We start from the raw sequence: 22,804 nt of genomic DNA on the forward strand, positions 1-22,804 counted from the left end.
TAGCGGGAATGTTTTTGATTTCAGTGTTCAAAAATACACATTCCAAGATACGGCGTAAATCCCCTGAAAAGGGTATATTATCAGGTGAAAATTCGTAGCTTGACCGCATCCAAGAGCCTCTTTACTTACTATTCAACGTTCCATGTCTACCAAGCAAAACCCCAGTGAGCCGATCAATGTGTGTATCGTCGAGGATCATATCGATTACCGCACGATCTTGAGCGATGCGATGGCATCCACCGACCGTCTGCGCTGTCAGGAGGCTTTTTCAAATGTTGAGGACATTCTCGATCATCTCAAGGAAGGCAGCAATGCTCCGGATATCATCATTCTGGACTTGGGATTACCCGGCATGGATGGCATCGATGCCATTCCGCTGCTACGCGAGGCAGCACCGCAAACACAGGTGCTTGTGCTGACCGTATTCGATAATAAAACCCGAGTCTTCCAAGCTCTCGGTGCGGGGGCATCCGGCTATTTGATCAAGTCGGACGATCTGGATGTTACCATTCAGGGAATAGAAGACGCCTACAATGGAATCGCCCCCCTGAGTGCGGAAATCGCACACATGGTATTTGCCACCTTTTCAAAATTCAAACCATCGTCACCGGATGAGCAGCTGTCCTCGCGTGAAATTGCCGTCTTGTCACAATTGGAAACGGGAGCCAGCCGCCAAGAAGCGGCAGATGCACTCGGCATCAGCATCCATACCATCAGCACCCACATCAAAACGATTTATCGAAAACTTCAGGTTCACAACGTTTCTGGAGCAGTGAGTGAAGCCATTGCGAAAGGACTAATCTAAAAGAGTGAAACGGATCGGCATCTTCATCATTCTAACATGCCTCTGCCACAACGCGCTCGCGGCGGAAGATACTTGGGAGCACAGCACTGCACTTCGGTTTAGTCAGGACTACAGAGAAAATGACAAACGTCTCAAAGTCATTTCGGAAGAGTTAGAGCACCTGCCATCCCCCTATCAAGGAGCCCCCACTGCCACCGGGGGGTATCTTTCCTATTGGCGCGATACATCGGATTCATTTGTCAGACTTAACTTCAGATGGAATAAGTCTCAGCGGATAGATGCCATCGCCCTTCTTCCTCTGCGCCTTTATCTCGGCGACAAAGGAAGGGTCACTGAAAATGCTTACTGGCCCAGAGATATCGAGATCAAAGCCCACATCGATGGTGAAATAGTATCACTCGCCCGGCTGACTGACACCCAGAGAAAAATCCGAGGCTCCCTGCCTGAATGGGTCGAATTCGAAACCATCACAACCAATAAAATCGAGATAATCTGCACTAACCTCACTAAAGAAACCAGCACTCCCCACTATGGTGCAGGATTCGCCGAGGTCTTCATTTTCTCAGACCAAGCCAACATCGCCCCCCGCGCCATTGTCAATGCCACTCGGGGCAGAGAGGACAAGGTGATCTTCTCATTACCCTACCTCACGAATGGACAAACACCACTTGGGCTACCCGAAATAGGGCCGGAGTCGCCTAAGGGACTCGGGATCTATTTCCCAGCCGGAAAAACAATTCCGATGCAACCTTACGTCTGTGAAATTACCTTCGATGAAGACACGCTGATAGATGCGGTGCGCCTCGACCCCGCGATCATCCATAAGGCAGGCCAGTCTTTTCCCATCCGCTTTGCCATCGAGTTGCTCGATCACAATGGTTATACTCTCCAGACATCGGACACATACAAAGATGTCCCCTTCAGCAACCCTGGCCTCAATCCAACCATCGCTCATTTTGATGAGACTAAAGTCCGCGGTATCCGGCTCACTGTTTATGAAGCCGACAAACCGGCAAACAGACCCAACGCAATTATCCAGCTCAGTGAAATCACCCCGATGCTCCATGGCACACCCATTTTGGTTCCAGCGGGTTTTCATAACTCAACAACCACCCCCGAGCGCGAAAGTCAGAAATTCGAAATCTCAGATGCCCGGCTTTTCTGGACATTGGAATCTGTCTACGACGGCATGACGCAAACTGGCAAAGTCATCTCTCACCACGAGTGGATCAAAGGATTGGCCCTTCGGCAAAAACTGCTAGAGGAGCAATCTTCACTGGAGCAAATGCAGTCAGCCATCGTTGCAAAGACCCGCGCCACAACGCTCTGGGGAGCATCGCTGTTTACCTTTGGCCTGATCACTCTCGCTGTGGGCATCAGTATCCGAAGCCGTAAAAGGGCACTGTATGAGATCCAACAAATGCGAGAGCGCATCGCCAGTGACCTCCACGACGAGACCGGCAGTAGTCTTGCTGCGATCTCACTTCATGCTGGCCAGCTACGGAGCAAAAGCAAAAGTCCGGACGAGCACAAAAACATCAACGCTATCCTCCGGCTCAGCAAAGAAAGCACATTCGGCCTGCGCGAAGTGCTTCATACCACCGCACCTCGCGTAGGTCGCGCTCAGAACATCACTACCTATATGCGTGAACTGGCTGAGCTCATCCTCGCCGGAAAGCGATTCACATTCGACAGCTCCGATTTCGCCAACAAAGAAGGAGCACTCACCCCGCAATTACGCAAGGATCTGATCCTATTCTACAAAGAGGCGCTCAGCAATTGTCAGAAACATGCGCAATGTGATGAGGTCAAAATCATCCTGACATACAGTAGACGTCTGCTGGTTTTGAAAATCGAGGACAACGGTGTAGGCATGACCCCAGCACAGTTAGCCAGACCACGAGCCCTTCGCACGCTGAAACAACGCGCGGATCGATTAAACGGAAAACTCCAAATAGAAACAACCCCGGACAACGGGATGAAACTTAAATTGCGGGTGCCCATGTAAGCTCCGAGCCCCCCTTAAAAGCAATCACCCCAGCCCTCAATGAAGAGCTGGGGTGATGGCGGACAGGGCGGGATTCGAACCCGCGGAGACATTGCTGCCTCACACGCTTTCCAGGCGTGCGCATTCGACCACTCTGCCACCTGTCCTGAAGGGTATCCTGTGGGATGCGGGCGGAAGCTAGCGAGCATCCCCGTGGATGGCAAACTTTTTTTAGTCATCTTGGGAATTAAGGAGTTCTGTGGCTGTTTTCCCTTCTCGCTTGACCTTTCAACCTCCCCAGACATTCTTTCGCCGCAATGATCCGCACCGCTCCAGCAGCCATTCTCAACCTTCTCCTCTGGCTTGACCCAGCGGGAAGGAATGTGCGCGCGATCGACTAAACGACCAATCAACTGCCACACTCACCGACCCGCCTCGATTCGTTCGACGCGGGTTTTTTGTGTTTATATTTCCATGAAAACTACAGATCAAACCACGCCCATTACCCCATATCTGATGCCGGCCATCGTCATTCTGGGCTCCTTCCTGTTCTCTTCCAAAGGGATTCTGGTTAAGATGATGTATGCCGAGGGCCTCGATCCCAGTGCGGTGCTGGCTTTGCGAATGAGTGTTGCGCTTCCGTTTTATCTGACATCTGCGATCCTGATGCGCCGGTCATTAAGAAAAATCTCGGCCAAAGATTGGTTGGCCATTTCAGGTTTGGCTCTGATTGGTTACTTTCTGTGTTCGCTAGTAAATTTCATAGGACTCCAGTTCATCAGCGTCGGCTTGGAGCGGGTGGTGCTGTTTTGCTATCCATCTCTGGTCTTATTAGGTTCAGCGGTATTTCAGAAACGTCGACCATCCTTAACGCTTATCTCTGCATGCGGTTTGTCCTGGGTAGGACTCTATCTGGTGATTCAACATGAAATTCAGATCACCGATCATACAACGCAGATTTTGTTAGGTAGTGCTTTGGTACTGCTGAGCGCGATTATTTACGCCAGTTACATACTCATCGCCAAACAGCTGATCATGCGCGTGGGATCTCAACGATACACCAGCGTGGTGATGTGTTTTTCCTGCCTGGTCGTGCTGCTTTACTTCGGAATTACCGACGGAAACATACCAAGTCTTCTGGCTTCTAAAAAAGCGATGACCTATGGGGTGATCATAGGAATTTTTGGCACAGTTGTGCCTACCTATATCTTGTCGTTCGGCCTCTCTAAGATCTCCGCAGATTCCTATGCGGTTCTATCCTCAGCTGGACCGGTGGCCACGATCGCACTATCGCTGGCTATCGTCGGACAAATTCCCAGTGGTATGCAGTGTGCAGGCATCACACTGTCAGTAGCTGGTTGCCTGCTAGCAAGCAGGCGGCAGTGAACTACTTCACGATCACTGCGGGCACTCCTTTGGAATGCTTTTCTTCGAGATTGCCTACCCGATACCAAGTTTTCTCGCCTTTGTTGTAGTGGAAGTAAACAGGTTTCTGCTCAAGTCCATTTTCACATAGCACGGAGACATGCTTGCCAGGTTCGACCAGATAGACTTCAGCGGTTGACCACTGATGCGAGTTTTCTCGGCTCTTTACGCCAATAGCCGCCTCTACATTTTTCGGATCATCGAGGAAGGTCAGCAAAACTTTTTCCTGCTTCGTTAGATCGGCCGTTGAGCCGGTGAACTTAACGTGTTCCACCATGTGGTTAACAGCTTCACGCTGCTCAGTGACGGTGACAGGCCAGCCTTCCGGGCTGAAAACAGAATCGCATGAAGAAAGAATAAGGGACGCCAATAAAGCGATGACCAAACGTGATTGCATGTGGAAAACCTAGCTAGCCAATTGAAATTTGCAAGTCTAGGGACTCGTTGTTGTTCCTGCGCTATCACCAGCCTCCGGAGTCGTAGCTGGTTCTATCACGGGAAGGGTGTTTTCCCATGTGTGCAAAGTTACGCCAGCCCCCAAGCCTCCTATCTCTGTCAAGAGGCTGGAACAGCGCTCACGCCAGCGTGCGTAATCGGGGGCTTGAAATTTGTCCGCTGTGCCAGGAAACACCACATAGGTCACTGTCAAATCACTCACCGGACGGGAGTATGGGCTGGCGCGGGAGTTCAGCTGTTTCGCCATCCGAAGAGATGCCTCCCCTACTTTGAAACTTGGACCCGCATCGCCGACGATGACCGGATAAATTTTTCCCTCATGGATCACTACGGCATAGTCACCCACCCGAGCCGCATACTTATCGCCGCGCGTGGTCAGCATGTTGATGGGCATGACGATAAAGGGATCATAGTCAGCGATGAGATAACTTCGTGCCTCCATATCCTGAATCTCACGTTTGATTTTCGCCACTCGCATCCGCAGCCAAGATTTGCGTTCGGGCTTTGTAGTTCTTAGTGCCAGTTCTGCCTCGGCTACTTTGATGCGGTTTTTCCATCCTGCTATCAATGGATTCGGAGTAGAGCCGGTTTTTCTCCAGCCGTAGCTTGTCATTGGCTGATAGTGGGTGGAATTGACAATGTTATCCGGCATGGTTGGCAGTCGGTCTCCATCAGAACCATCGGAAACAACATCCATTTCCGCCTGCACTAACAGCACCCGACGACCAGTGGTTGCGTGTTTGATATTGAGCATCGTTTCACAATCATAAAAATTGTGGCGGGTCATCAACTCGTCGAGCCGAGTGGCATTCTTCTTCAGTCGACTGGTTTTATTTTCGTAGAGCTGATAGTAAAATGGAGAGACTTTCGCGTTCGGCAGCATGTCCTTGAGGCCAGGTAAAATGGCATCGAGCTTAGAGTTCACTCGCTTGAGATCCGCCAGTGTTCGAGTCGCTTCTGGAAGGCGGATTTTTAATTCATAACTTGCGGTATAGCTATCGTCCTTCAACCGCTCTTGCGATGCCGCTTTCCCTTTTTCGAGAGTCACTTTGGTCTCTAGCTTGAAGCCCTTGGACATTTTGCGGATGTCACCACCTGAAGTGGCGGTGTGATCGGCCGGCACGATGACTTTCGGTGGAGTGACAGGAGGCGTCACTTTGGGAGGCACTACAGCCTCTGGAGGTTTGGCTGGCGGAGCGGGTTTTGTTATCGGTTTCTCGACAGTCTGCTCTTTCCTCAGGGCATTGATCTTGCGCCAGATTTTACCAGGTAGCGGCCCTTGGGCCATAATCACCAAACCACAGACGAGTATGAAAAATGAGACTCGTATCCATGGAAATGATGCTGCTTTGGATCGACGGTTTTTCACCCCTTCGATCTCGTGTGGGTCATGGTTTTGGGAGTTTTGTGGATGCGTTGCCATTTTCTATATGATGCGTTATTCCTAGCGGGTTTCAAATGCCAAATGCTGCTGCCAATCCATCAGGTGCGAGTTCAGAAAAATCATCCCACTCAAGTTCTCCAGCTGAGAGCACGGCAGCTTGTTGAAATTCTCCTGCCTTGATCCGATCAATCGCCGCCGATGCCCATGCGAGCGCATGATCCAGCATCTGCTGATCAAATTCTTCCCACTCGGTAAAACCAACCTCGCCAACGGCGCGAGGGAGATTGATGTATCCAACTTGTGGCAAGTTCTTGGTTTTAAAATGATCCTGAACGAATGCAGCGTAAATTGGCAGTTGGAGATTGGACCAGCGCCGCTCGGTCTTCTTGCGACCAGAGGGAGGCAACAACTCCCCTAACAGAGGCCGATTTTCATCTGCATTCCAGTTCGAAAGGTGCTTGGCCTCGGGGTTGGCGGCTTTACCGGATGTTTTATAGTCCCAGACTCGCCAGCTGTTCCCGTCTTCGTGACGGTCGATGCGATCGACGATCATAGTCAATGGATGCCCTCCAATTTTCCATTCAAGAGTTTCTTCTCCCACCCGATCACGTCCGACGGCAAACTCAGTGGCAAAAATCTGCCAGCCAAGCGCTCTGTCTTCCGCCTGTTTACCAGCAAAGGCACGTAATCGCTCGCGGGCGCTTTCCTGCTGCACCATGAGGGGAAGACTGAGTTTCGTTCCATAGGTTTTCTGGATCTGATCATCCAGTGTTTGGAACAAGTATTCGCGGATCTCTGCTTCATCGACGGAGTCCTTCACCGCGTCATCCGAGCCAAAGACCTCCAGAACCTCGTGACAAAGGTTTCCAAAATCTATGGCATCCATCTCCCGTTTACCTGAATCATAACGATTCATTCCAAGAATTCTCTTCAGATAGAATCGCAGTGGACAATTTAAATAGTCGCCCAGAGCTGACGGAGAGATTCTCCGAGGTGGATCTTTCAGATATGGGTTTTCGGCCTGGGGCAAATCAAGAATCCAATCACGCTTCCAAGGACCACCTTTAGCAGCTGTTGATTCCGATTCGGCAAAGAGGTGCTGGACGATAGAAGGAAGCTGTTGCCCTCGTTGTCGCATGAGTAACCTTGATGGTTTTCTCGCTTCACCAGCGTCGTTGAACCGGGAAACAATCGCGTCGACTCTACCCGACGCGTCGCGCGACCGAAGGGCGGCATGGAGCAAAAAGGCATCGCGGGCAAATCGCCCATCAGAGTCGCGCAATCCCAGCTTCTGCTTAAGTGAATCGGGCACAAAGACATCGTCCACCGTTCCATCAGGAACGCACTCCTCGTGCATGCCAGCAAGAATCAAATGCGGCGCCGGATCGTAGGAAATCTCCAACCACCCCTGAAGATCGAGCACCGTTTGGTCGCGGTTGGCACTGGCTTTCGCCGAGTGCAGGCTCTCAGCCATCATTTCAAAGACTTCGGAGCCAGTGGGTGTTTCCCCAAAGGACTCAAGCCGGTCAAGAGCATCCAACACTTCGGCCAGTCTTGGTTCAGCAGCCTCTGAAGTGCCTAGTGTTCGGTCATCGGTCAGCTCTAACCATTTCACTAACCATGTACGCAAGGTTTCGGACTTAGTGCCGCTACTTAGTTTTGAAATATGTTCACCAATGCTGTTGATGATTTCTTTGGCCTGATCGTCCTTGCTGAGTGCCAGCGCGTCACGCACCGTTTCGGGCAGGTGTTTGAGCTGAAGATCATCCAATAACTTTGCGGCGCGATTCCGGCTAATGCCTTTCGGTAGAAAATCATCGGCACCAGGCAGCCGCACAAATTCTTGCAAAGATTCAAACGAGGCTTGGTCACCTGCCAGCTCCCGCATGACACGCAGTAAACGCATCAGTCCGGAGTCGGCAAGTCCCCTGCCCTCTGGATCGAATAACGGCCAATCCACTTCCGTGAATGTCTTCTCCAGCGCTGGTGCGAAACTAGGATCACACAGAGCCAGTGCCAGAGCGTCAGATTCTGTTTTTGTATTTGTTAGAATCTCAACGCATTTCTGTGCAGCTTCGGTGGAAGAGTCCACCACGTGCATTCGCTCCTTCCATTCTGGAAAATCGATCAGCTTTTGCTGCCATACTTCTTTCACAGGAGTCCCCCAATCATCAAAGCACGAGGCTTCTGATTCTGGAGCATGGATTAAAACGGTGACGGGTAAGCCACTTCGCAAAAATGACTTCAATGCCCGGAGAGCCAACGGTGTAGGATCGGGAACACAGGCCACGACCACACGTTCGACACCAGTGATGAGATCTGGGTTTTTGGCTTTATCGCGCTTGGCCAGCACAGAATCCCTTAGCTTCCACTTGCCGAGATTTTGCAACATCGCCGACTCGAGCTTTTCAAGCTCCTGCCAACGTTCTTTTTCCTGACTTTGAAATCCCGCATCGCGAAACGAGGCGTCCCCATCCGCGAGTTGATCGCGAAGCGTCATCATCTGACGTGCTAGTGCGAGAGCCGAGCTGAAACTTTTCGTAGATCCAAGCTCATGGTTAGGTAACAAGGTGGGAAATTCTTCGACGTCGATCTTCTGAATCGTGCGTATCCAAGCCCATAGTGATTCCTGACGTGACGCCACGCCATCAACCTCGAACAATCGATTGGGAGCCATTACGTGTGGCGCAAGAACACCACCACCATCCTGTCCACAAGTCGACAAGACCATCCGTAGTCGTCGGCCACTATTGGTCGTGGGAACCACGACCAAGGTCTTGGCCAGATCGTCACCGAGACCAACTAACCATTGAGTCACTGAATCCAACAGCGGACCATCCCAACCGAGAAACTCTCGGGCGGGGGAAGCTTCAACTTCCGGCTCTGTTGTTAGATCAAACTCGATTTGGGACATGGATTACGCCTCTTCCTCCGGAGCATCATCTGCCTCTGGCTTTTCTGTGGATTCTGTTGCTTCGTCAGCAGCATCGACGCTGTTTTCCTCGCCCTCTTCTTCGTCGCTTGCCTCATCTGGGACCACGCGAGCGATGTCCTGAAGTTTCTCACCTTCTTTGAGGGTGACGAGTTTTACGCCCTGGGTATTCCGACCAGCCTCGCGCACATCGGCGCAGCGGATACGGATCGATTGACCTGAGGAGGTCATCAGCATGAGTTCGTCATCGGGGTAAACCATGGTGGCTCCTACCACTTCGCCGGTTTTCTCCGTGCACTTCATGGTGATAATACCTTTGCCGCCACGAGTCTGTGCGCGGTAGTCGGCGAATGGTGAACGTTTTCCGATACCGTTTTCTGAGGCGACTAACAGGGTTCCGCCTTCATCGACCAGTGCGAGTCCGACCACGTAGTCATCGGCGACAGGTTTGATCCCCTGGACACCGGCGGTGGCACGGCCCATTGAGCGAGCTTGCTCTTCATTGAAGCGCAGACTGAGACCTTTGCGAGTGACAAGAATGGCTTCGTCGCCGCCAGAGGTCAGGCGCACATCGATGAGGGCGTTGCCTTCGTCGAGTTTGATGGCGATGATGCCGTCTTTGCGGTAGTTGCGGAAATCGCTGAGGGAAGTTTTCTTCACCTTACCATTGCGGGTGGCAAAGAGCACAAAGCCGTTTTCAACTCCGAAGGTGATGTCCTCCCCTTCCTCGTCGGTCTTGCGTTCTAGTCGCAGAGTCGCGGCGATGTTTTCTTCCGGCTGAAGGTTGAGCAGGTTTTTAATGCTACGACCTTTCGAGGCGCGAGAGCCTTCTGGGATTCCGTAAACACGCTCAACGTAAACCCGACCGGTGTCAGTGAAGAACATCAGGTAATCGTGGGCCTGAGCTGAGAACAGGTGCTCGACGAAATCTTGTTCATCATCCTCGGTGTCGTTAGCATTGCGAGTTTCCATACCTCGCACACCTTTGCCACCACGTGCCTGGACACGGTATTCGGCGGAAGCGGTGCGTTTGATATAACCACGATTGGAAAGAGTGACGATCATGCCGTCGTTGGCAATGAGATCCTCGATGGCGATTTCACCTTCGTCAGGCAGGATTGGGCAGCGGCGAGGTGTGGCGTGTTTTTCTTTGATCGCAAGCAGCTCCTCCTTGATGATCGCGAGCACGCGGGCTTCCTTGGCGAGGATGTCGAGGTAGTCTTTGATTTCCTCAAGGATGTTATCGTATTCCACCTTCACTTTGTCCTGCTCCATGCCGGTAAGCTGGTAGAGACGGAGTTCGAGGATGGCGTTGACCTGGCGATCTGTGAAAATGTATTTCTCACCGACGACACTTGGCTGGTCACGGATGAGAATGCCTAACTGCTCAGCGGTTTTCACTGGGAAGGTGTAGGCCTTCAGACGCTCACGGGCTTCATCGCGGTTCTTGGAATCGCGGATGATTTTGATGAAGTCGTCGAGATGACCCAGAGCTAACAGGAATGCCTCCAAGTTCTCAGCGCGGTCCTCTGCCTTGTTCAGCAAGAAACGGGTGCGGCGGATGATGACCTCGCGGCGGTGCTCGATAAAGGCGTCCAGAGCATCCATGATGGAAAGCTGCTTGGGACGGCGCTCATGAATGGCGAGCATGTTCACACCGAAGGAGGTTTCCATTGCGGTGAGTTTGAAAAGCTGGTTCACAACCACCTGCGGACGGGCGTCGCGCTTGAGAGTAATCTCGATGCGAGTCTGGTCATCCGACAAGTCACGCATTCCGGAGATGTCGGTGAGGATCTTCTCACGCACAAGCTCGGCGATGCGCTGCTGGAGAACTGCGCGGTTCACGCCGTGTGGCACATCGGTGATGGTGATGATAGATGCTCCGGAGGCTTTTTCCTCCACTTCCATGGTGCCTCGCATCTTGATGCTGCCGCGGCCGGTGTGGAAGTAGCTGTCGATACCTTTGAAACCGCGGATTTCGCACTTACCGGCGAAGTCAGGCCCCTTGATATGCTGCTTCAGCTCCTCAATGGTGAGCTGAGGATTGTCAATACGGGCGCAGGTGCCGTCGATGACTTCGCCAAGGTTGTGCGCCGGAATGTTGGTCGCCATACCCACGGCGATACCGGTGCCGCCGTTGACTAACAGGTTAGGAATCGCGGCCGGGAGAACAACAGGCTCATTACGAGTCTCATCATAAGTGGGCTGGAGATCGACGGTTTCTTTTTCAAGATCGGTCATCATCGAAGAGCCCAAGTGGGTCAGGCGGGCCTCGGTGTATCGCATGGCAGCGGCGGCGTCGCCTTCCACCGAACCGAAGTTACCCTGTCCATCGATGAGCGTTTCACGCATCGTCCAAGGCTGGGCCATGTTAACGAGAGTCGTATAAATGGCGCTGTCACCGTGTGGGTGGTATTTACCCATGGTGTCACCGACAATACGCGCACTCTTGAGGTGCGGCTTGCTGGGGGAAAGCGAGAGGTCGTTGTGCATCGCGTAGAGGATGCGTCGCTGAGACGGCTTGAGACCGTCACGCGCATCCGGTAATGCACGGGAGATAATGACTGACATCGAGTAGTCCAAAAAGGACTTCGACATTTCGTCGGCTACGTTGATTGATTTGATATTGTCGTTCGACATTGGAAAATAGGATTGGACTTCTAGGTCTTAGATGACGGCTTTATTAGACGTCCAGATTCTGCACGTTGAGGGCGTTGTCTTCGATAAAGCGTTTACGGGGTTCGACGATGTCGCCCATGAGGACGTCGAACATTTTGTCGGCTTCGATGGCGTTCTCTTCATCCAGACGGACTTGGAGGAACTGCCGAGTCGCTGGATCCATGGTGGTGGCGTAAAGCTCCTTGGCATTCATCTCACCCAGTCCTTTGAATCGCTGGATTCGCATGCCTCGGCGACCGATCTCCAAGACTCTGTCGAGAATTTCGAAGAGGTTGAAGACTGGTAGTGGTGCATCACCGGAGTCGCCTTCAATGAGTTCGTAGATTGGTTTGTCATCGGAGAAAAACGGATCGGTCTGCACTCCGAACTCGTTCAAGCGGGCGAGAATCTTGGCAATGGCCGTGGACTCATGGAGTTCACGTTTCACGGCGCGACGCTGAACACCTTGGAATCTCTCCTTGTATTCAGCCTCCTCTTCTTCGGTGAGAACTTCATCGAAAAGTCCGAGGTCACGGTTATCGTGAGCGAAGGCTAGCAGCTCTTTTTCGGTGTCGAAGTAAGTGATGTTCTCTTCGTTACCAATCCGGAGGCGCACCATGAATTCGGGCAAGTGACCGTCTTTACGATGATCTAGCAGATCTCGGAAATCACCACCGTGTCCGGCCAGTGTGCGAGTGAAACGTGTGAGCTGAGCGAGGGTGTCTAACACACTCTTGAGTAAGTCGCTGTCGACCGTTTCATCTGAGCCGTGTTTTTTCAGAGTCACGTCCTCGGAGCCGAGACGGATGAGGATTTCGTTCAGGGCATTGTCATCGGCGATGTACTCCTCGCGTTTTTTGCGGGTCACTTTGTAGAGCGGCGGCTGCGCAATGTAGAGATACCCGGCTTTGACCAACTCCGGCATGTGACGGCAGAAGAACGTTAGCAGCAAGGTTCGGATGTGAGCTCCGTCGATATCGGCATCGGTCATGATCACAACCTTGTGGTAGCGGACTTTTCCGATGTCGAAGGCTCCTTCCTGGTCCCCCTCCCCGATTCCTGCGCCAATGGCAGTGATCATGGCCTGGATTTCCTTGTTTTGCAGCGCTCTGTGCAACCGGGCTTTTTCCACGTTGATAACTTTACCACGGAGCGGAAGGATCGCTTGGTTGATACGGTTACGCCCGGACTTGGCGGAACCACCTGCGGAGTCACCTTCCACAATATAGATTTCAGATTTAGCCGGGTCGCGCTCCGAGCAGTCTGCGAGTTTTCCGGGCAGTCCACCGCCGGAGAGCACGGACTTGCGCACGGTTTCCCGCGCCTTGCGTGCTGCTTCTCGAGCACGGGCAGCGTTGACCGCCTTATCGATGATTGTCTTGGCGAGGTTCGGATTTTCATCGAAGTAGGCTTGCAGGCCTTCGTAAACGATGGAGCTGACGACACCTTCGATTTCGGCGTTGACCAGCTTATCCTTGGTCTGTGAGCTGAATCGTGGGTTCGGCATCTTGACGCTGAGCACGCAGATAATGCCTTCGCGCACATCATCACCAGAGAGAGCTGGGTCTTTATCCTTCAGGATCTTGTTAACCTTGGCATACTGGTTGATCGATCTTGTTAGAGCGCCACGGAAGCCAGTCAGGTGGGTTCCCCCGTCGGCGTTCGGAATGGAGTTGGCGAAACAGAGGATGTTGTCCTGATAGCTATCGTTGTATTGGAAAACGATATCGGCGAAGACATCGTCCTTGGCGATCTTGCCATCGTAATCAATTTCGATTTTGCGTTTCCCCTTGATGATAACTGGATCAGGGTGAACCAAGGTTTTGTTTTCGCCCAGCTGGGCGACAAATTCCTCGATGCCTTTGGCATAATAAAAACGCTCCTTCTTAGCGCTTTCCGGACGTTCGTCCTCAAGTTCAATGATCAGGCCGGGGTTAAGGAATGCCAGTTCGCGCAGGCGGGTGGAGAGACGGGCAAACTCGAACTCGATGGTATCAACAAAAATGGTGGCGTCCGGGAAGAACGTAATAGTGGTGCCGGTGTGGTTTTTATCCACTTCACCGACGACCTCCAGAGGCTTGGTTGTCTTACCGCGCTCAAAGGTGATCGAGTGGACTTTACCATCCCTGCTCACTTCAGCTTTGAACCAGTCCGACAGGGCGTTCACACACTTGGCACCGACACCGTGCAGGCCGCCGGAGTATTTGTAAGCACCTTGCCCGAATTTACCACCTGCGTGCAGACTTGTCAGAACCAGTTCAACAGCTGGGATTCCGAACTTCGGGTGCATCTCGACGGGAATACCCCGACCATCGTCCGCAATGGAACATGAGCCGTCCACATGCAGTGAGATGCTGATTTTCTTACAGTGACCTGCGAGGTGTTCATCGATGGAGTTATCCAAAACCTCGAACACACAGTGGTGTAAACCCCGCACATCAGGATCGCCGATATACATTCCGGGGCGCTTCCGGACGGCTTCAAGACCTTCTAATTTATCGATCTGGGATGCGCCATATTCTTGGGCATCAGAGACGTTGGTATTGGCATCATCAGGATCGTTTTCTGGCCCTAGTTCAGGCTCGTTTGGCGTATCGGTCATAGACGCGCCAAATGTCTGAAATTTCGCTCTAGGAAACAAGTTTCTTTCGCCTTTTTTGAGGCTTTTTTTCAATCCAACACCACACCCGTGTGTCGGCTAATTTTCCAAGGTATATTCCTAGCGGAAATAGTAACTTTAACTCCCCTGTTTTAAGGTCAAATAGACCGCAGCTACGATCAGCAACACCACCAAAACAGCGGCTATGATTTTGAAAAAAATGACCGTATTACTCTGCTCGCGATGTTTTTCAGATATTACCGTCGATGGCGATACAGAGCGACGTCTTGAAGGGGTGTATCCTGACTCGGTAGGCGCGGAGGTAGAACTGGATGCCGCATCCGCATTTCTATTAGTCATGTCCGATGTCGCCAGACCACCAGCTTGTCTTGGTTTGACCGCGAGCGGCGCTGCCTGCTTGTTTACCAGGTCACGAGCCGCCTCCAGTGGTGGAGCGATAATTCTGGCACCACAGGATGGACATGGGCCCTCCGTTCCAGCGATCGCCTGGTCGACGACAAGCCGCACTCCGCAAGCGGGGCAGCCGAATCTCAAGAGCTTTTTATCTGAAGAAGGAGGGGTAGAGTGTGCTTGAGGAAGGGACATGGGGAGGATGCAATAGAGAACCACGCCATGCAAGCTGCTGACTGATTAAATGCCAAGCAGATTCCGCTGCCACGACAACAATTGCTGCTCAGCTCCATCATGGCCTCCAGCGATTGCTTCCAAGGCGGCTCTGGCCGCGATCAGCGAGCTATCGATGTCCAGTTCGGCAGCGATTTCATCGCGCTTGGCCATAAGTGCGTCGAGGCGTGATTCAAACTCGGGATCTTTACGGCGCCGTTTGCCTCGGATGCGCTGTGGCATGTCTTCGACTGAAACAAGCTCTGCATCAGCCAGTGCCATATCAAAGTTTTTCACGCGATTCGAGCGATAGTGTCGCGGCATGGCTGGTTTCTTGCCATCCAAGAGACATGCCACCCAGTCCAACAACTGCTTATTACCAGCAACCATAAAAGGTGGTCGGTCCCAGCTTTCAGCCTCACTATCCCGCCACTGCCATAGTGCACGCAGGTAGTTGAGTCCTCGAGGTTCCAATTTCCCGCTGCCTTTGATTCTCCAACGATCTTCTTTTTCCTGTTTTCGTTCGAGCGCCTTATCTCTCGCGGCCACACAACTTTCCTCAAACCATTCGTAGCGTCCTTTTTCTTTGAGTTGGGTAACAATCATGTCCGCCATGGGAAGTAGGTAGACCACATCGTTCAAAGCATACTCTTCCATAACCGGGGTTAGCGGGCGTTTTGCCCAGTCAGCCTTTTGAGAGGTTTTCTCGAGCTCTACCCCCATGTAGTGCTCCACAAGATTTCCATATCCAAATTTCCTAACACCTAACAAACGCGCGCCGATTTGAGTGTCGAACACAGTCGGTGGGATCATGCCCAGATTCTGTTTGAGCATGTGCATATCGTAATCCGCACCATGCATCCAGCAAGTGGACGTCTCCAAGTAGGTCTTAAGGTCTGAGAGATCATCAATCGCCAAAGGGTCGATAAGCACGTGGTCCGTACCATCACTGAACTGCACGAGACACAAACTCTCGCTATATCTATGCAAGCTGTCCGCCTCGGTGTCTACGGCGCAAACTCGCCCTCCTACTCCATCCGAACGTTTAGCCAGGAAAGCCCTGAGGTCCTCTTTATTACTGATCATCCACAGCGAACATGGATTGAACAGCCTCGATAAAAAAGCGAAATATCAAAAAACAAAACGGGCGGCAAATTTGCATTTGCCGCCCGGAAAGTAATTAAATTTGCTACAGTCTAGCGGTTCACCCGCACTGCGACGCGGAAGTAGCACGCTGGAGGACCACCTGGAACTGTAGGAGATGTGATTGGAGCAACACTGGTGATCATCAGCTGAGTGGCATCGTTCACATCTTCAGTCCAGTTGGCATTGCCACCGGAAGGAATGCGAGTCCAGTTTACCAAGTCTTCGGAGTGCTCGATGAAATAGGACAGGCCACCACCGACGTTAGGGCGCTTCGTGATAGAGACTTGGCACTCACCTGTAGCAAGAGAGTTGACAGTGAAGACACCTGGTGTTCCACCGATGTCGCCAGGTGTAGACATTGGAATGGAACCAGCATCCAGAGGATCACTGGACATAGCGAACTCAATGAGGTTGCTGAAACCGTCGCCATCGAAATCAAACGAAGCAGCACGCTGGTTGGCTGGAGTTCCGCTTGGGAAGCCCAGAAGAGCGAATCCACTGTAGGTGTCGATGAAACGGATTCTTGTGGTCCAAACGCGAGTTGATGCGTCACGGGTAACAACAGTCGAAGAGAAGTTACGATCCAAGCGAAGGTAAAGTGTCCCCTCATCCCCTGGAGTGTAGAAGAATGTAGGCAATCTATATAGACCAACTGTTGGGTCAGGAAGAATAAATGGTGAACCACTGAGAGGGAAGCTCACATCAAGATCGAAGAGACCCGGCACATCAAATGGAGAGTCATGAGGCACGTCACGAATCCACAATCTCAGGGTGTCGGCTCCAACGAAAGTGTTGGTTGTATCGATGCCCTGCCATGTAATGTCATTGAACACACGAGGATCGAATTCAATAAATCCATCTGCGGACCACTGATTATCGTTGGTGAATCTGAAACCACTCTTCAGCGGAGACTGAGAAAGACCAGGCCATGACTCAGGCATGGGCAGCTTGGTGAAGTTGAGAACAACCTGAGGGTTGGGAGTGCCAGGAGGCGCAGCTGAGCTGAGAAGACCTGGAAGACCGAACTTATACGTTCCAGTAACCACGGTTTCATCATGAGCCACCCGACCTGATGATGTGGCAGCAAATGTTTGCTGATGTGCGTAACCTGCGATGCTGTACTCCCTTTGATTAACTCCAGTAAGAACATCATACCAAATGACGGCTCCACCTACTGTTACTGGAAGGATACCCGGGCGAGGGAACCTTGAAGGAGGTGCACTGACGACTGAAACCAAACCTTGTAACTGGGGGGCAATAACGGACGCCTGAACTGGCGGACTGGGCAGGGAGAAGAATGCTCCGTTGTCCGGAATACCATCTTGGTCTACGTCACCGAACAAAACCGCCCCGGTGGTTCCAAGTGGACAAGGAGGCATCTGGCTGGGAAAGAATGGAGCACCGTCGACACGCGTTGTGTTATTGAATACACAAGGTGCGATCTGGAAACTACCATCAGATACATCAATGCGGAGTATTCCGCCGTTGTAATTAACCACTTTAGGTCCGACTTGATCACCTGCCTTTCGGCTTGTGAAACGGAAATCCAATTGCGCCTGACAAACGGACGGCAGCACTAACGCGGAAGCTAAGAGTATAGGTTTAATCATCGTAGGTAGGTATGTGATTACTGGTATTTACGCTATGGCTACCTCAGATCAAGAAGAAAAGCCCAACATGGGACCTTTTTCAGGCTATCTGAAGTCGCTCTGCAAACCAGCTTATGGAACAAGCTTACATGCATGACGCAGGACGGCAATATATTATCGGCCAATTGTTAAACCACTCAACAGTAATTCAGCATTTGTACCAGTTTTTGACAGGTTTTTAAGTAAGGTCTCAATAGCCTCACCGATGGGAAGAGACGCTAGTTGGCGGCGGATTTCCAACACCTTGGCCATCTCGTCCGGATGATAGAGCCTGTCATCGTTCCGAGTTCCACTCTGAGGAATGTGAATCGCGGGATAAATGCGTTGTTCAGCCAGTTCACGATCGAGGCGAACCTCCATGTTACCGGTGCCCTTAAACTCCTCGAAAATGACCTCATCCATTTTGCTTTCGGTCTCAATCAACGCAGTGGCCAGAATCGTCAGACTCCCCCCTTCTTCACAGTTCCGAGCAGCACCGAAAAATTTCCGACTCTGTTGCAACGCAGCAGGACTAAGCCCGCCTGAACCGATGGGTCCACCTCGCTGGGCAGTATTGTGTCCACGGGCGAGACGGGTCAAACTATCCAGCAATAGCACGACATCTTTGCCCAGTTCGACAAGTCGCTTGGCCCGCTCCATGACCAAATCCGAAACTTGGGCATGACGCTTGGCAGGCTCATCGAAGGTTGAGCTGAACACTTCAGCGTCGACGGTTTCCTCGAAATCAGTCACCTCCTCGGGTCGCTCATCCAGCAGCAGAATAATTAACTCCACCTCTGGGTGATTGAGCTGAATCGACCGGGCAATTTGCTTCAAGACGATTGTTTTACCACCACGAGGAGGAGCCACAATCAGCCCACGCTGGCCTTTTCCAAGCGGAGCTACAAGATCTAACACCCTTGGGGTCATTCCTGTTTCCTGGTTCTCAAGGATGATCCGGTGGTCGGGGAACATCGCCGTGAGCTGATCAAAAGCTTTGGGCTTATTGTATTCATCCACAGGCATTCCTTCCACTTCGACAACCTCACTAACAGAAATATATTTATCGCGTCCTTTTGGAGCACGCAAACGCACCTTGACCTTCTGTCCGACAACAAGACCGTGATCACGAATTAAGTTTCCGTTTACATACAAATCATCGGGTGAAGTTTTGAAGCTTTTAACCGGGTCACGCAGCATCGCATAGTTATCTTTAGCTTGCTCAAGGATCCCCTCTCCTTCCAGTTCAACTCCTTCGCGTCCGTAGAAGGATACCAATTCAAAAATCAACTGACTTTTGGAAGCCGTAGCCGGAATGCGCACTGGTAGAGCCTCTAACATCGAATAAATTTCAGAAAGTGGCCTCTCACGCAATTCATTGATGTTAATCAACTTGGGAAGATCCGGAAGAACAGCGGCAGGACTTTTGGCAGCCTCTTTTTCATCTTTCTCACCACCCTCGCCGGAAGACTTGGCTGAAGATTCTTCGACTGGTGTCGAGGATTTCTCAGCCGCGGACTCTCCGGTGCTTTCGGTGCTGGCTTCGTTAGCCTCTTCGTTGATTTCTTTGTCGTCGTTCATTGGGAAAATGATTTTGTAGTATAGAGTCTCAGTCGTTCAGTAAATGGGTTCCGCACTCGCTTCTGCGATGCAGGCCTGGGATTGAAAGACTATGGGTAGGGCGTCTAGTTAGATACTGATATTGCGTGATTGGATAAATCGGCGACACTGACTGCGGAGAATATCCACAGGCCCTTCATTCCAGATCACCACATCTGCCAAACCATGTTTGGCCTCGATAGGCATCTGAGAGGAGAGCACAGCTTGCACCGTGCCATCATCCCATTTGTTACGTTCAATGAGTCTGTCGACTTGGGTTTTTCTGCTGGTGGCTACCAACAAATTGGCCGACTGACCAAAATCAAATCCGTTCTCAAACAGGAGAGGGACATCCGCAACAAACAGGCGAGACACCCCTTTCCTAGAGGTTTGCAGCAATAATGCAAGACATTCCTCGCGCACCCGCGGGTGAAAAACCTGCTCGAGGAACTCTTTATCTTCGGGATTTGAAAAAGCTCTCTCACGAAGAAATGCCTTGTCCACACCACCGCCGGGTAACAGCGCGCCGCTTCCAAAATAACTACCGATTTCATCAAGAACGGCGTTATTTTCATAGAGAGACCGCACACTGGCATCCGCATCAAAAAGCACCGTCTCCGGCAAGAGTTCTTGCAGAGTCCGTGCACAGGTCGACTTCCCCGTCGCAATTCCGCCGGTAAGCCCAATGATTTGCAAATCGTTGTTCATGATTCGTGTCGATGCCAATTTCCATCAACGAGATTCCTAACAAGGCTAGAACATGGCACGGAGTTGGGCAAGCCGAGAAGAAACAATACATCCGCTAGAATCACCACCAAACAAAGAAAAACCCTGACCGCGTTACCACGATCAGGGCTTGTAAGAGTTCTGGACTATCAGCTTAGCCGCCGGTTGGCAGAAGCTGTGAGCCATCACCAGCAGGAACTCCTGGTCCAACAGCTGAGGAAGCTGCCGCAGGGAGCGAGCCACTTGAGTTGTTGATAGGAGCACCAGCCGCATCAATGATCTGAGCCGTCACGAAGATGATCAGGTTACTCTTGATGTGGTTTTCAGCCTTAGTCTGGAAAAGACGGCCGATGATTGGCAGGTCACCGAGAATTGGCACCTTGTCCTGGACGTTTTGAACATCTTCACGCATCAATCCACCAACTGCCACGGTGTAGCCATCATAGATGGTAAGCGCGGTAGTCACACGGCGGGTTGAGAAGACCGGCATTTCAATGCGGTTTTCTGTGATGGTGATTTGGATCGGGTTACCCAGAGCATCGGATGCGGGGCTCTGAATCGGGCTACCGTAGTTGATGAATCCTTCGAACTCAACCAGCTCAGGAGCAAAGCGGAGGTCGATGGTGTAGTTATTTTCACCAATAGTAGGTTCGATCTCAAGTGTCACACCAGTGTTACGTGTTTCGAACGCAGTAGGTGTAGCAGGAGTTACCGGGAAGATGGAGCCGCCAGAGATGCCGCCACCACCACCGAGTCCACCGCCGGTGCCAACACTGTTGGGAAGTTCTGGTGGTTCGTATTCTGTTGGGTAGATAAACTCGCGAATGACCTCAATGGTAGCTTTCTCACCGCTTCGGGCAAGAACACTAGGAGCTGTCATAATGTCAGTGCCCTTCTTCTGGGCAAGACCACGCATGATCATCTGCACCTGACCGTCTGTGAACAGACCGGTGAAGGAGAGAATACCAGGAGCAACACTACCAGACTGGGCTGTGCGGTTCGGGTTATTCAGAATAGCGTCAATGCTGTTACGTGTGGTGGCAAAGTCACCACTACGAAGACCGGCGGTCGCGGTATTGGAAACATTCTGGGTAGAACCTGCAGGAATACCAGGGATGGTTGTGAAGTTCACCGGGCTAACGAAGTCAGCACCTGTGCGAGCTGCACCGTTACCTACAGTACCACCTCCGATGAAGGAGCTGTTACCGCGGAGACCGACTGGGGAAATAATCCAGTCGAACCCGAGTTCATCGCTGTTCTCTTGAGAAACTTCGATGAACTTGGTCATGATGCGCACCTGACGGGGACCACCTTTACGAAGAGCTTCGATGATCTGCTCGATGATATCGAGGTTACCGAGGGTGTTGTGCACAACCAAAGTGGAAGTAGCCGCGATGTAATTAGCAAATGCTTTGTCAGGGAAGCTGACTCCATTGCGAAGAAGCAACTCCTTGGCACCGGCACGGGCTTTGAGGGTGTCTGCACCAGCATCACCACCACCGCCGAACGGATCGTCAGAACCACCGTCATCACCTTCTTTGCCTTCGGAAAGCTTGGCAATGAAGTCTGGTGGAACCACGAATGTGCGGGTGTAGAGATCGGTGACCTCAAGTGCGTCGAGAGGAAGAAGCACTACTGAGTGCTCGTCCAGCTTGTAACGAAGACGAGTAGCATCACAGATATACTGGAGCACGGTGCCAAGTGGCACGTTGCGAAGCTTCAGTTCCTTAATGCGGAGTGTTCCTGGGTTTCCAACGGCTGCACCTGCGTCAGCGGCAAGATCGGCTTCTCCACCTGCAGGAGCGGCACCGTCGGTGCGTGGCTTGCGGATAATGAAGTTGAGACCTTTTTTGGACTCATCTGGCTCGGTGTCGATTTCACGGGCACGGAGGCGAAGGAAATCGAGAGCTTCTTCCACAGTGGTGTTATCAAAGTCAACCAGTGGGATGATGATGTTGTTCAGCTTCTGCTGGATGTATTGCACACCGTAAGCTTCAGTAGGCTGAGTTTCACCAGGGTTAACGACTGGAAGTTCAGGCGGCACGGCCATTTCCCATGCGCGGTCGACCTCTGAAAGAAGCTGGGCGCGGGTGTGATCGTAGGCAGAACGGTAGTAGTCGGACTTGGTCGCTGCGATGCGCTCAAGCCAGCGGCGAGCGGCTGTGTTGTATTTATCAACCTGAAGAACCTTCTTGAATTCGTTTTCGGCTTCGTCGTATTTACCGAGGTTGTAGTAACCTTCACCCATGTAGAGGAACTTACGAACGCGATCAACGTTCTGGGTGTGCTGGTAGTCGAGAGCAGGGTTGGTGCGGATAGGATCATCCAAATACTCAAGCTGCTTCTTGGCTGCGAAATTGGTAGGGTCCTTGACCAGAACACCTTCAAGCATGGTGCGAGCCTCTTGATATTTACCTACGCGGCGGTATTTCTGTGCAAGTGCTACTGAAGCATCACCGAGGTGACCCGTGTAGGAGTTGCGGCGATCAGCCAGGGCTGGACCGGGAGGAAGCATGTTCACAGCAAGTTGGTACTGCTTGACGGCTTCTTCGTAGTCTTGCTTGGCATATGCCGCACGACCGAGGATGACTGCTTTATCGGCCTCTTGAACAAGTTGGGCGCGACGAGCGATTTCCTTGGATGCGATGCTGGACTGTGCGTGCACTACGTTAATCGTAGCAGGCATAGCGGCAGCAACAGCCATGAGAACAGCCGCTTTGCGACTGACGTGACGCCCCGTGAAGAGGCCACGATCACTATTCGCCCCATGGAGAGAGGCGTGTGTAGGTTGGTGCGTAGGTGTGGTTTCCATAATAGATGTGTAGTTTCTGGCGT

At 51.9% G+C, this 22,804-nt stretch carries 14 protein-coding genes and 1 tRNA gene; 3 read left to right on the forward strand and 12 right to left on the reverse strand.

Annotated elements, in window-relative coordinates; translation table 11 throughout:
- The first annotated feature begins 142 nt into the window (after positions 1 to 142).
- Together ACSPJT_RS04700 and ACSPJT_RS04705 are read left to right on the forward strand one after the other, a co-directional pair.
- Complete coding sequence (locus ACSPJT_RS04700) at positions 143 to 805, forward strand: response regulator (protein WP_435895209.1); 663 nt, start codon at positions 143 to 145, stop codon at positions 803 to 805.
- A 4-nt stretch (positions 806 to 809) separates the two neighbouring features.
- Positions 810 to 2,813 carry a sensor histidine kinase gene (locus ACSPJT_RS04705; protein ID WP_435895210.1) on the forward strand — a complete coding sequence of 668 codons (2,004 nt, stop codon included), beginning with the start codon at positions 810 to 812 and terminating at the stop codon, positions 2,811 to 2,813.
- Between the two features lie 56 nt (positions 2,814 to 2,869).
- Here the strand turns inward: ACSPJT_RS04705 and ACSPJT_RS04710 are convergent.
- Positions 2,870 to 2,959, reverse strand: a tRNA-Ser gene (locus ACSPJT_RS04710).
- Between the two features lie 307 nt (positions 2,960 to 3,266).
- Between ACSPJT_RS04710 and ACSPJT_RS04715 the strand changes: the two genes are divergently transcribed.
- Entirely contained in the window at positions 3,267 to 4,178 is a 912-nt protein-coding gene (locus ACSPJT_RS04715) for a DMT family transporter (RefSeq protein WP_435895211.1), read from the forward strand.
- A 1-nt stretch (position 4,179) separates the two neighbouring features.
- On the opposite strand, the gene ACSPJT_RS04720 is transcribed toward ACSPJT_RS04715, so the two are convergent.
- The 11 genes from ACSPJT_RS04720 to ACSPJT_RS04770 all read right to left on the reverse strand — a co-directional run bounded on the left by ACSPJT_RS04720 (position 4,180) and on the right by ACSPJT_RS04770 (position 22,781).
- Positions 4,180 to 4,614 (reverse strand): hypothetical protein, encoded by a 435-nt coding sequence (locus ACSPJT_RS04720; RefSeq protein ID WP_435895212.1) that lies wholly within the window; start codon positions 4,612 to 4,614, stop codon positions 4,180 to 4,182.
- Positions 4,615 to 4,650: 36 nt separating this feature from the next.
- The gene (locus tag ACSPJT_RS04725; RefSeq protein WP_435895213.1) at positions 4,651 to 6,096 is read right to left on the reverse strand and encodes a glycoside hydrolase family 75 protein; all 1,446 of its coding nucleotides are present in this window, start codon (positions 6,094 to 6,096) and stop codon (positions 4,651 to 4,653) included.
- A gap of 31 nt (positions 6,097 to 6,127) precedes the next feature.
- Positions 6,128 to 8,971, reverse strand: a complete 2,844-nt coding sequence (locus ACSPJT_RS04730; RefSeq protein WP_435895214.1) for a PD-(D/E)XK nuclease family protein — start codon at positions 8,969 to 8,971, stop codon at positions 6,128 to 6,130.
- A gap of 3 nt (positions 8,972 to 8,974) precedes the next feature.
- A complete protein-coding gene (gene gyrA, locus ACSPJT_RS04735; RefSeq protein ID WP_435895215.1) occupies positions 8,975 to 11,629 on the reverse strand; it encodes a DNA gyrase subunit A in 2,655 nt (884 codons plus the stop codon).
- A gap of 43 nt (positions 11,630 to 11,672) precedes the next feature.
- A complete protein-coding gene (gene gyrB / locus ACSPJT_RS04740; RefSeq protein ID WP_435895216.1) occupies positions 11,673 to 14,249 on the reverse strand; it encodes a DNA topoisomerase (ATP-hydrolyzing) subunit B in 2,577 nt (858 codons plus the stop codon).
- Between the two features lie 135 nt (positions 14,250 to 14,384).
- On the reverse strand, positions 14,385 to 14,852 hold the full coding sequence (locus tag ACSPJT_RS04745) for a hypothetical protein (protein WP_435895217.1): 468 nt from the start codon (positions 14,850 to 14,852) through the stop codon (positions 14,385 to 14,387).
- A gap of 45 nt (positions 14,853 to 14,897) precedes the next feature.
- A complete protein-coding gene (locus ACSPJT_RS04750; RefSeq protein ID WP_435895218.1) occupies positions 14,898 to 15,956 on the reverse strand; it encodes a ribonuclease D in 1,059 nt (352 codons plus the stop codon).
- A gap of 110 nt (positions 15,957 to 16,066) precedes the next feature.
- Positions 16,067 to 17,626 carry a hypothetical protein gene (locus tag ACSPJT_RS04755; RefSeq protein ID WP_435895219.1) on the reverse strand — a complete coding sequence of 520 codons (1,560 nt, stop codon included), beginning with the start codon at positions 17,624 to 17,626 and terminating at the stop codon, positions 16,067 to 16,069.
- Positions 17,627 to 17,779: 153 nt separating this feature from the next.
- Positions 17,780 to 19,225, reverse strand: coding sequence for a transcription termination factor Rho (rho, locus tag ACSPJT_RS04760; protein ID WP_435895220.1), 1,446 nt, complete (start codon positions 19,223 to 19,225; stop codon positions 17,780 to 17,782).
- Between the two features lie 108 nt (positions 19,226 to 19,333).
- Positions 19,334 to 19,951, reverse strand: a complete 618-nt coding sequence (gene coaE / locus ACSPJT_RS04765) for a dephospho-CoA kinase (RefSeq protein WP_435895221.1) — start codon at positions 19,949 to 19,951, stop codon at positions 19,334 to 19,336.
- A gap of 172 nt (positions 19,952 to 20,123) precedes the next feature.
- A complete protein-coding gene (locus ACSPJT_RS04770; protein WP_435895222.1) occupies positions 20,124 to 22,781 on the reverse strand; it encodes an Amuc_1098 family type IV pilus outer membrane protein in 2,658 nt (885 codons plus the stop codon).
- Positions 22,782 to 22,804: the final 23 nt, after the last annotated feature.

The organism is Oceaniferula spumae (genome assembly GCF_042849255.1).
Classification (GTDB): domain Bacteria; phylum Verrucomicrobiota; class Verrucomicrobiia; order Verrucomicrobiales; family Akkermansiaceae; genus Oceaniferula; species Oceaniferula spumae.

What these genes read in the sequence shown, in the direction of transcription:
- ACSPJT_RS04750 (WP_435895218.1), bottom strand. Translation starts at nt 15,956, where the DNA reads ATGATCAGTAATAAAGAGGACCTCAGGGCTTTCCTGGCTAAACGTTCG.
- gyrB (WP_435895216.1), bottom strand. Translation starts at nt 14,249, where the DNA reads ATGACCGATACGCCAAACGAGCCTGAACTAGGGCCAGAAAACGATCCT.
- ACSPJT_RS04730 (WP_435895214.1), bottom strand. Translation starts at nt 8,971, where the DNA reads ATGTCCCAAATCGAGTTTGATCTAACAACAGAGCCGGAAGTTGAAGCT.
- ACSPJT_RS04770 (WP_435895222.1), bottom strand. Translation starts at nt 22,781, where the DNA reads ATGGAAACCACACCTACGCACCAACCTACACACGCCTCTCTCCATGGG.
- rho (WP_435895220.1), bottom strand. Translation starts at nt 19,225, where the DNA reads ATGAACGACGACAAAGAAATCAACGAAGAGGCTAACGAAGCCAGCACC.
- ACSPJT_RS04715 (WP_435895211.1), top strand. Translation starts at nt 3,267, where the DNA reads ATGAAAACTACAGATCAAACCACGCCCATTACCCCATATCTGATGCCG.
- gyrA (WP_435895215.1), bottom strand. Translation starts at nt 11,629, where the DNA reads ATGTCGAACGACAATATCAAATCAATCAACGTAGCCGACGAAATGTCG.
- ACSPJT_RS04725 (WP_435895213.1), bottom strand. Translation starts at nt 6,096, where the DNA reads ATGGCAACGCATCCACAAAACTCCCAAAACCATGACCCACACGAGATC.
- coaE (WP_435895221.1), bottom strand. Translation starts at nt 19,951, where the DNA reads ATGAACAACGATTTGCAAATCATTGGGCTTACCGGCGGAATTGCGACG.
- ACSPJT_RS04755 (WP_435895219.1), bottom strand. Translation starts at nt 17,626, where the DNA reads ATGATTAAACCTATACTCTTAGCTTCCGCGTTAGTGCTGCCGTCCGTT.
- ACSPJT_RS04720 (WP_435895212.1), bottom strand. Translation starts at nt 4,614, where the DNA reads ATGCAATCACGTTTGGTCATCGCTTTATTGGCGTCCCTTATTCTTTCT.
- ACSPJT_RS04700 (WP_435895209.1), top strand. Translation starts at nt 143, where the DNA reads ATGTCTACCAAGCAAAACCCCAGTGAGCCGATCAATGTGTGTATCGTC.
- ACSPJT_RS04745 (WP_435895217.1), bottom strand. Translation starts at nt 14,852, where the DNA reads ATGTCCCTTCCTCAAGCACACTCTACCCCTCCTTCTTCAGATAAAAAG.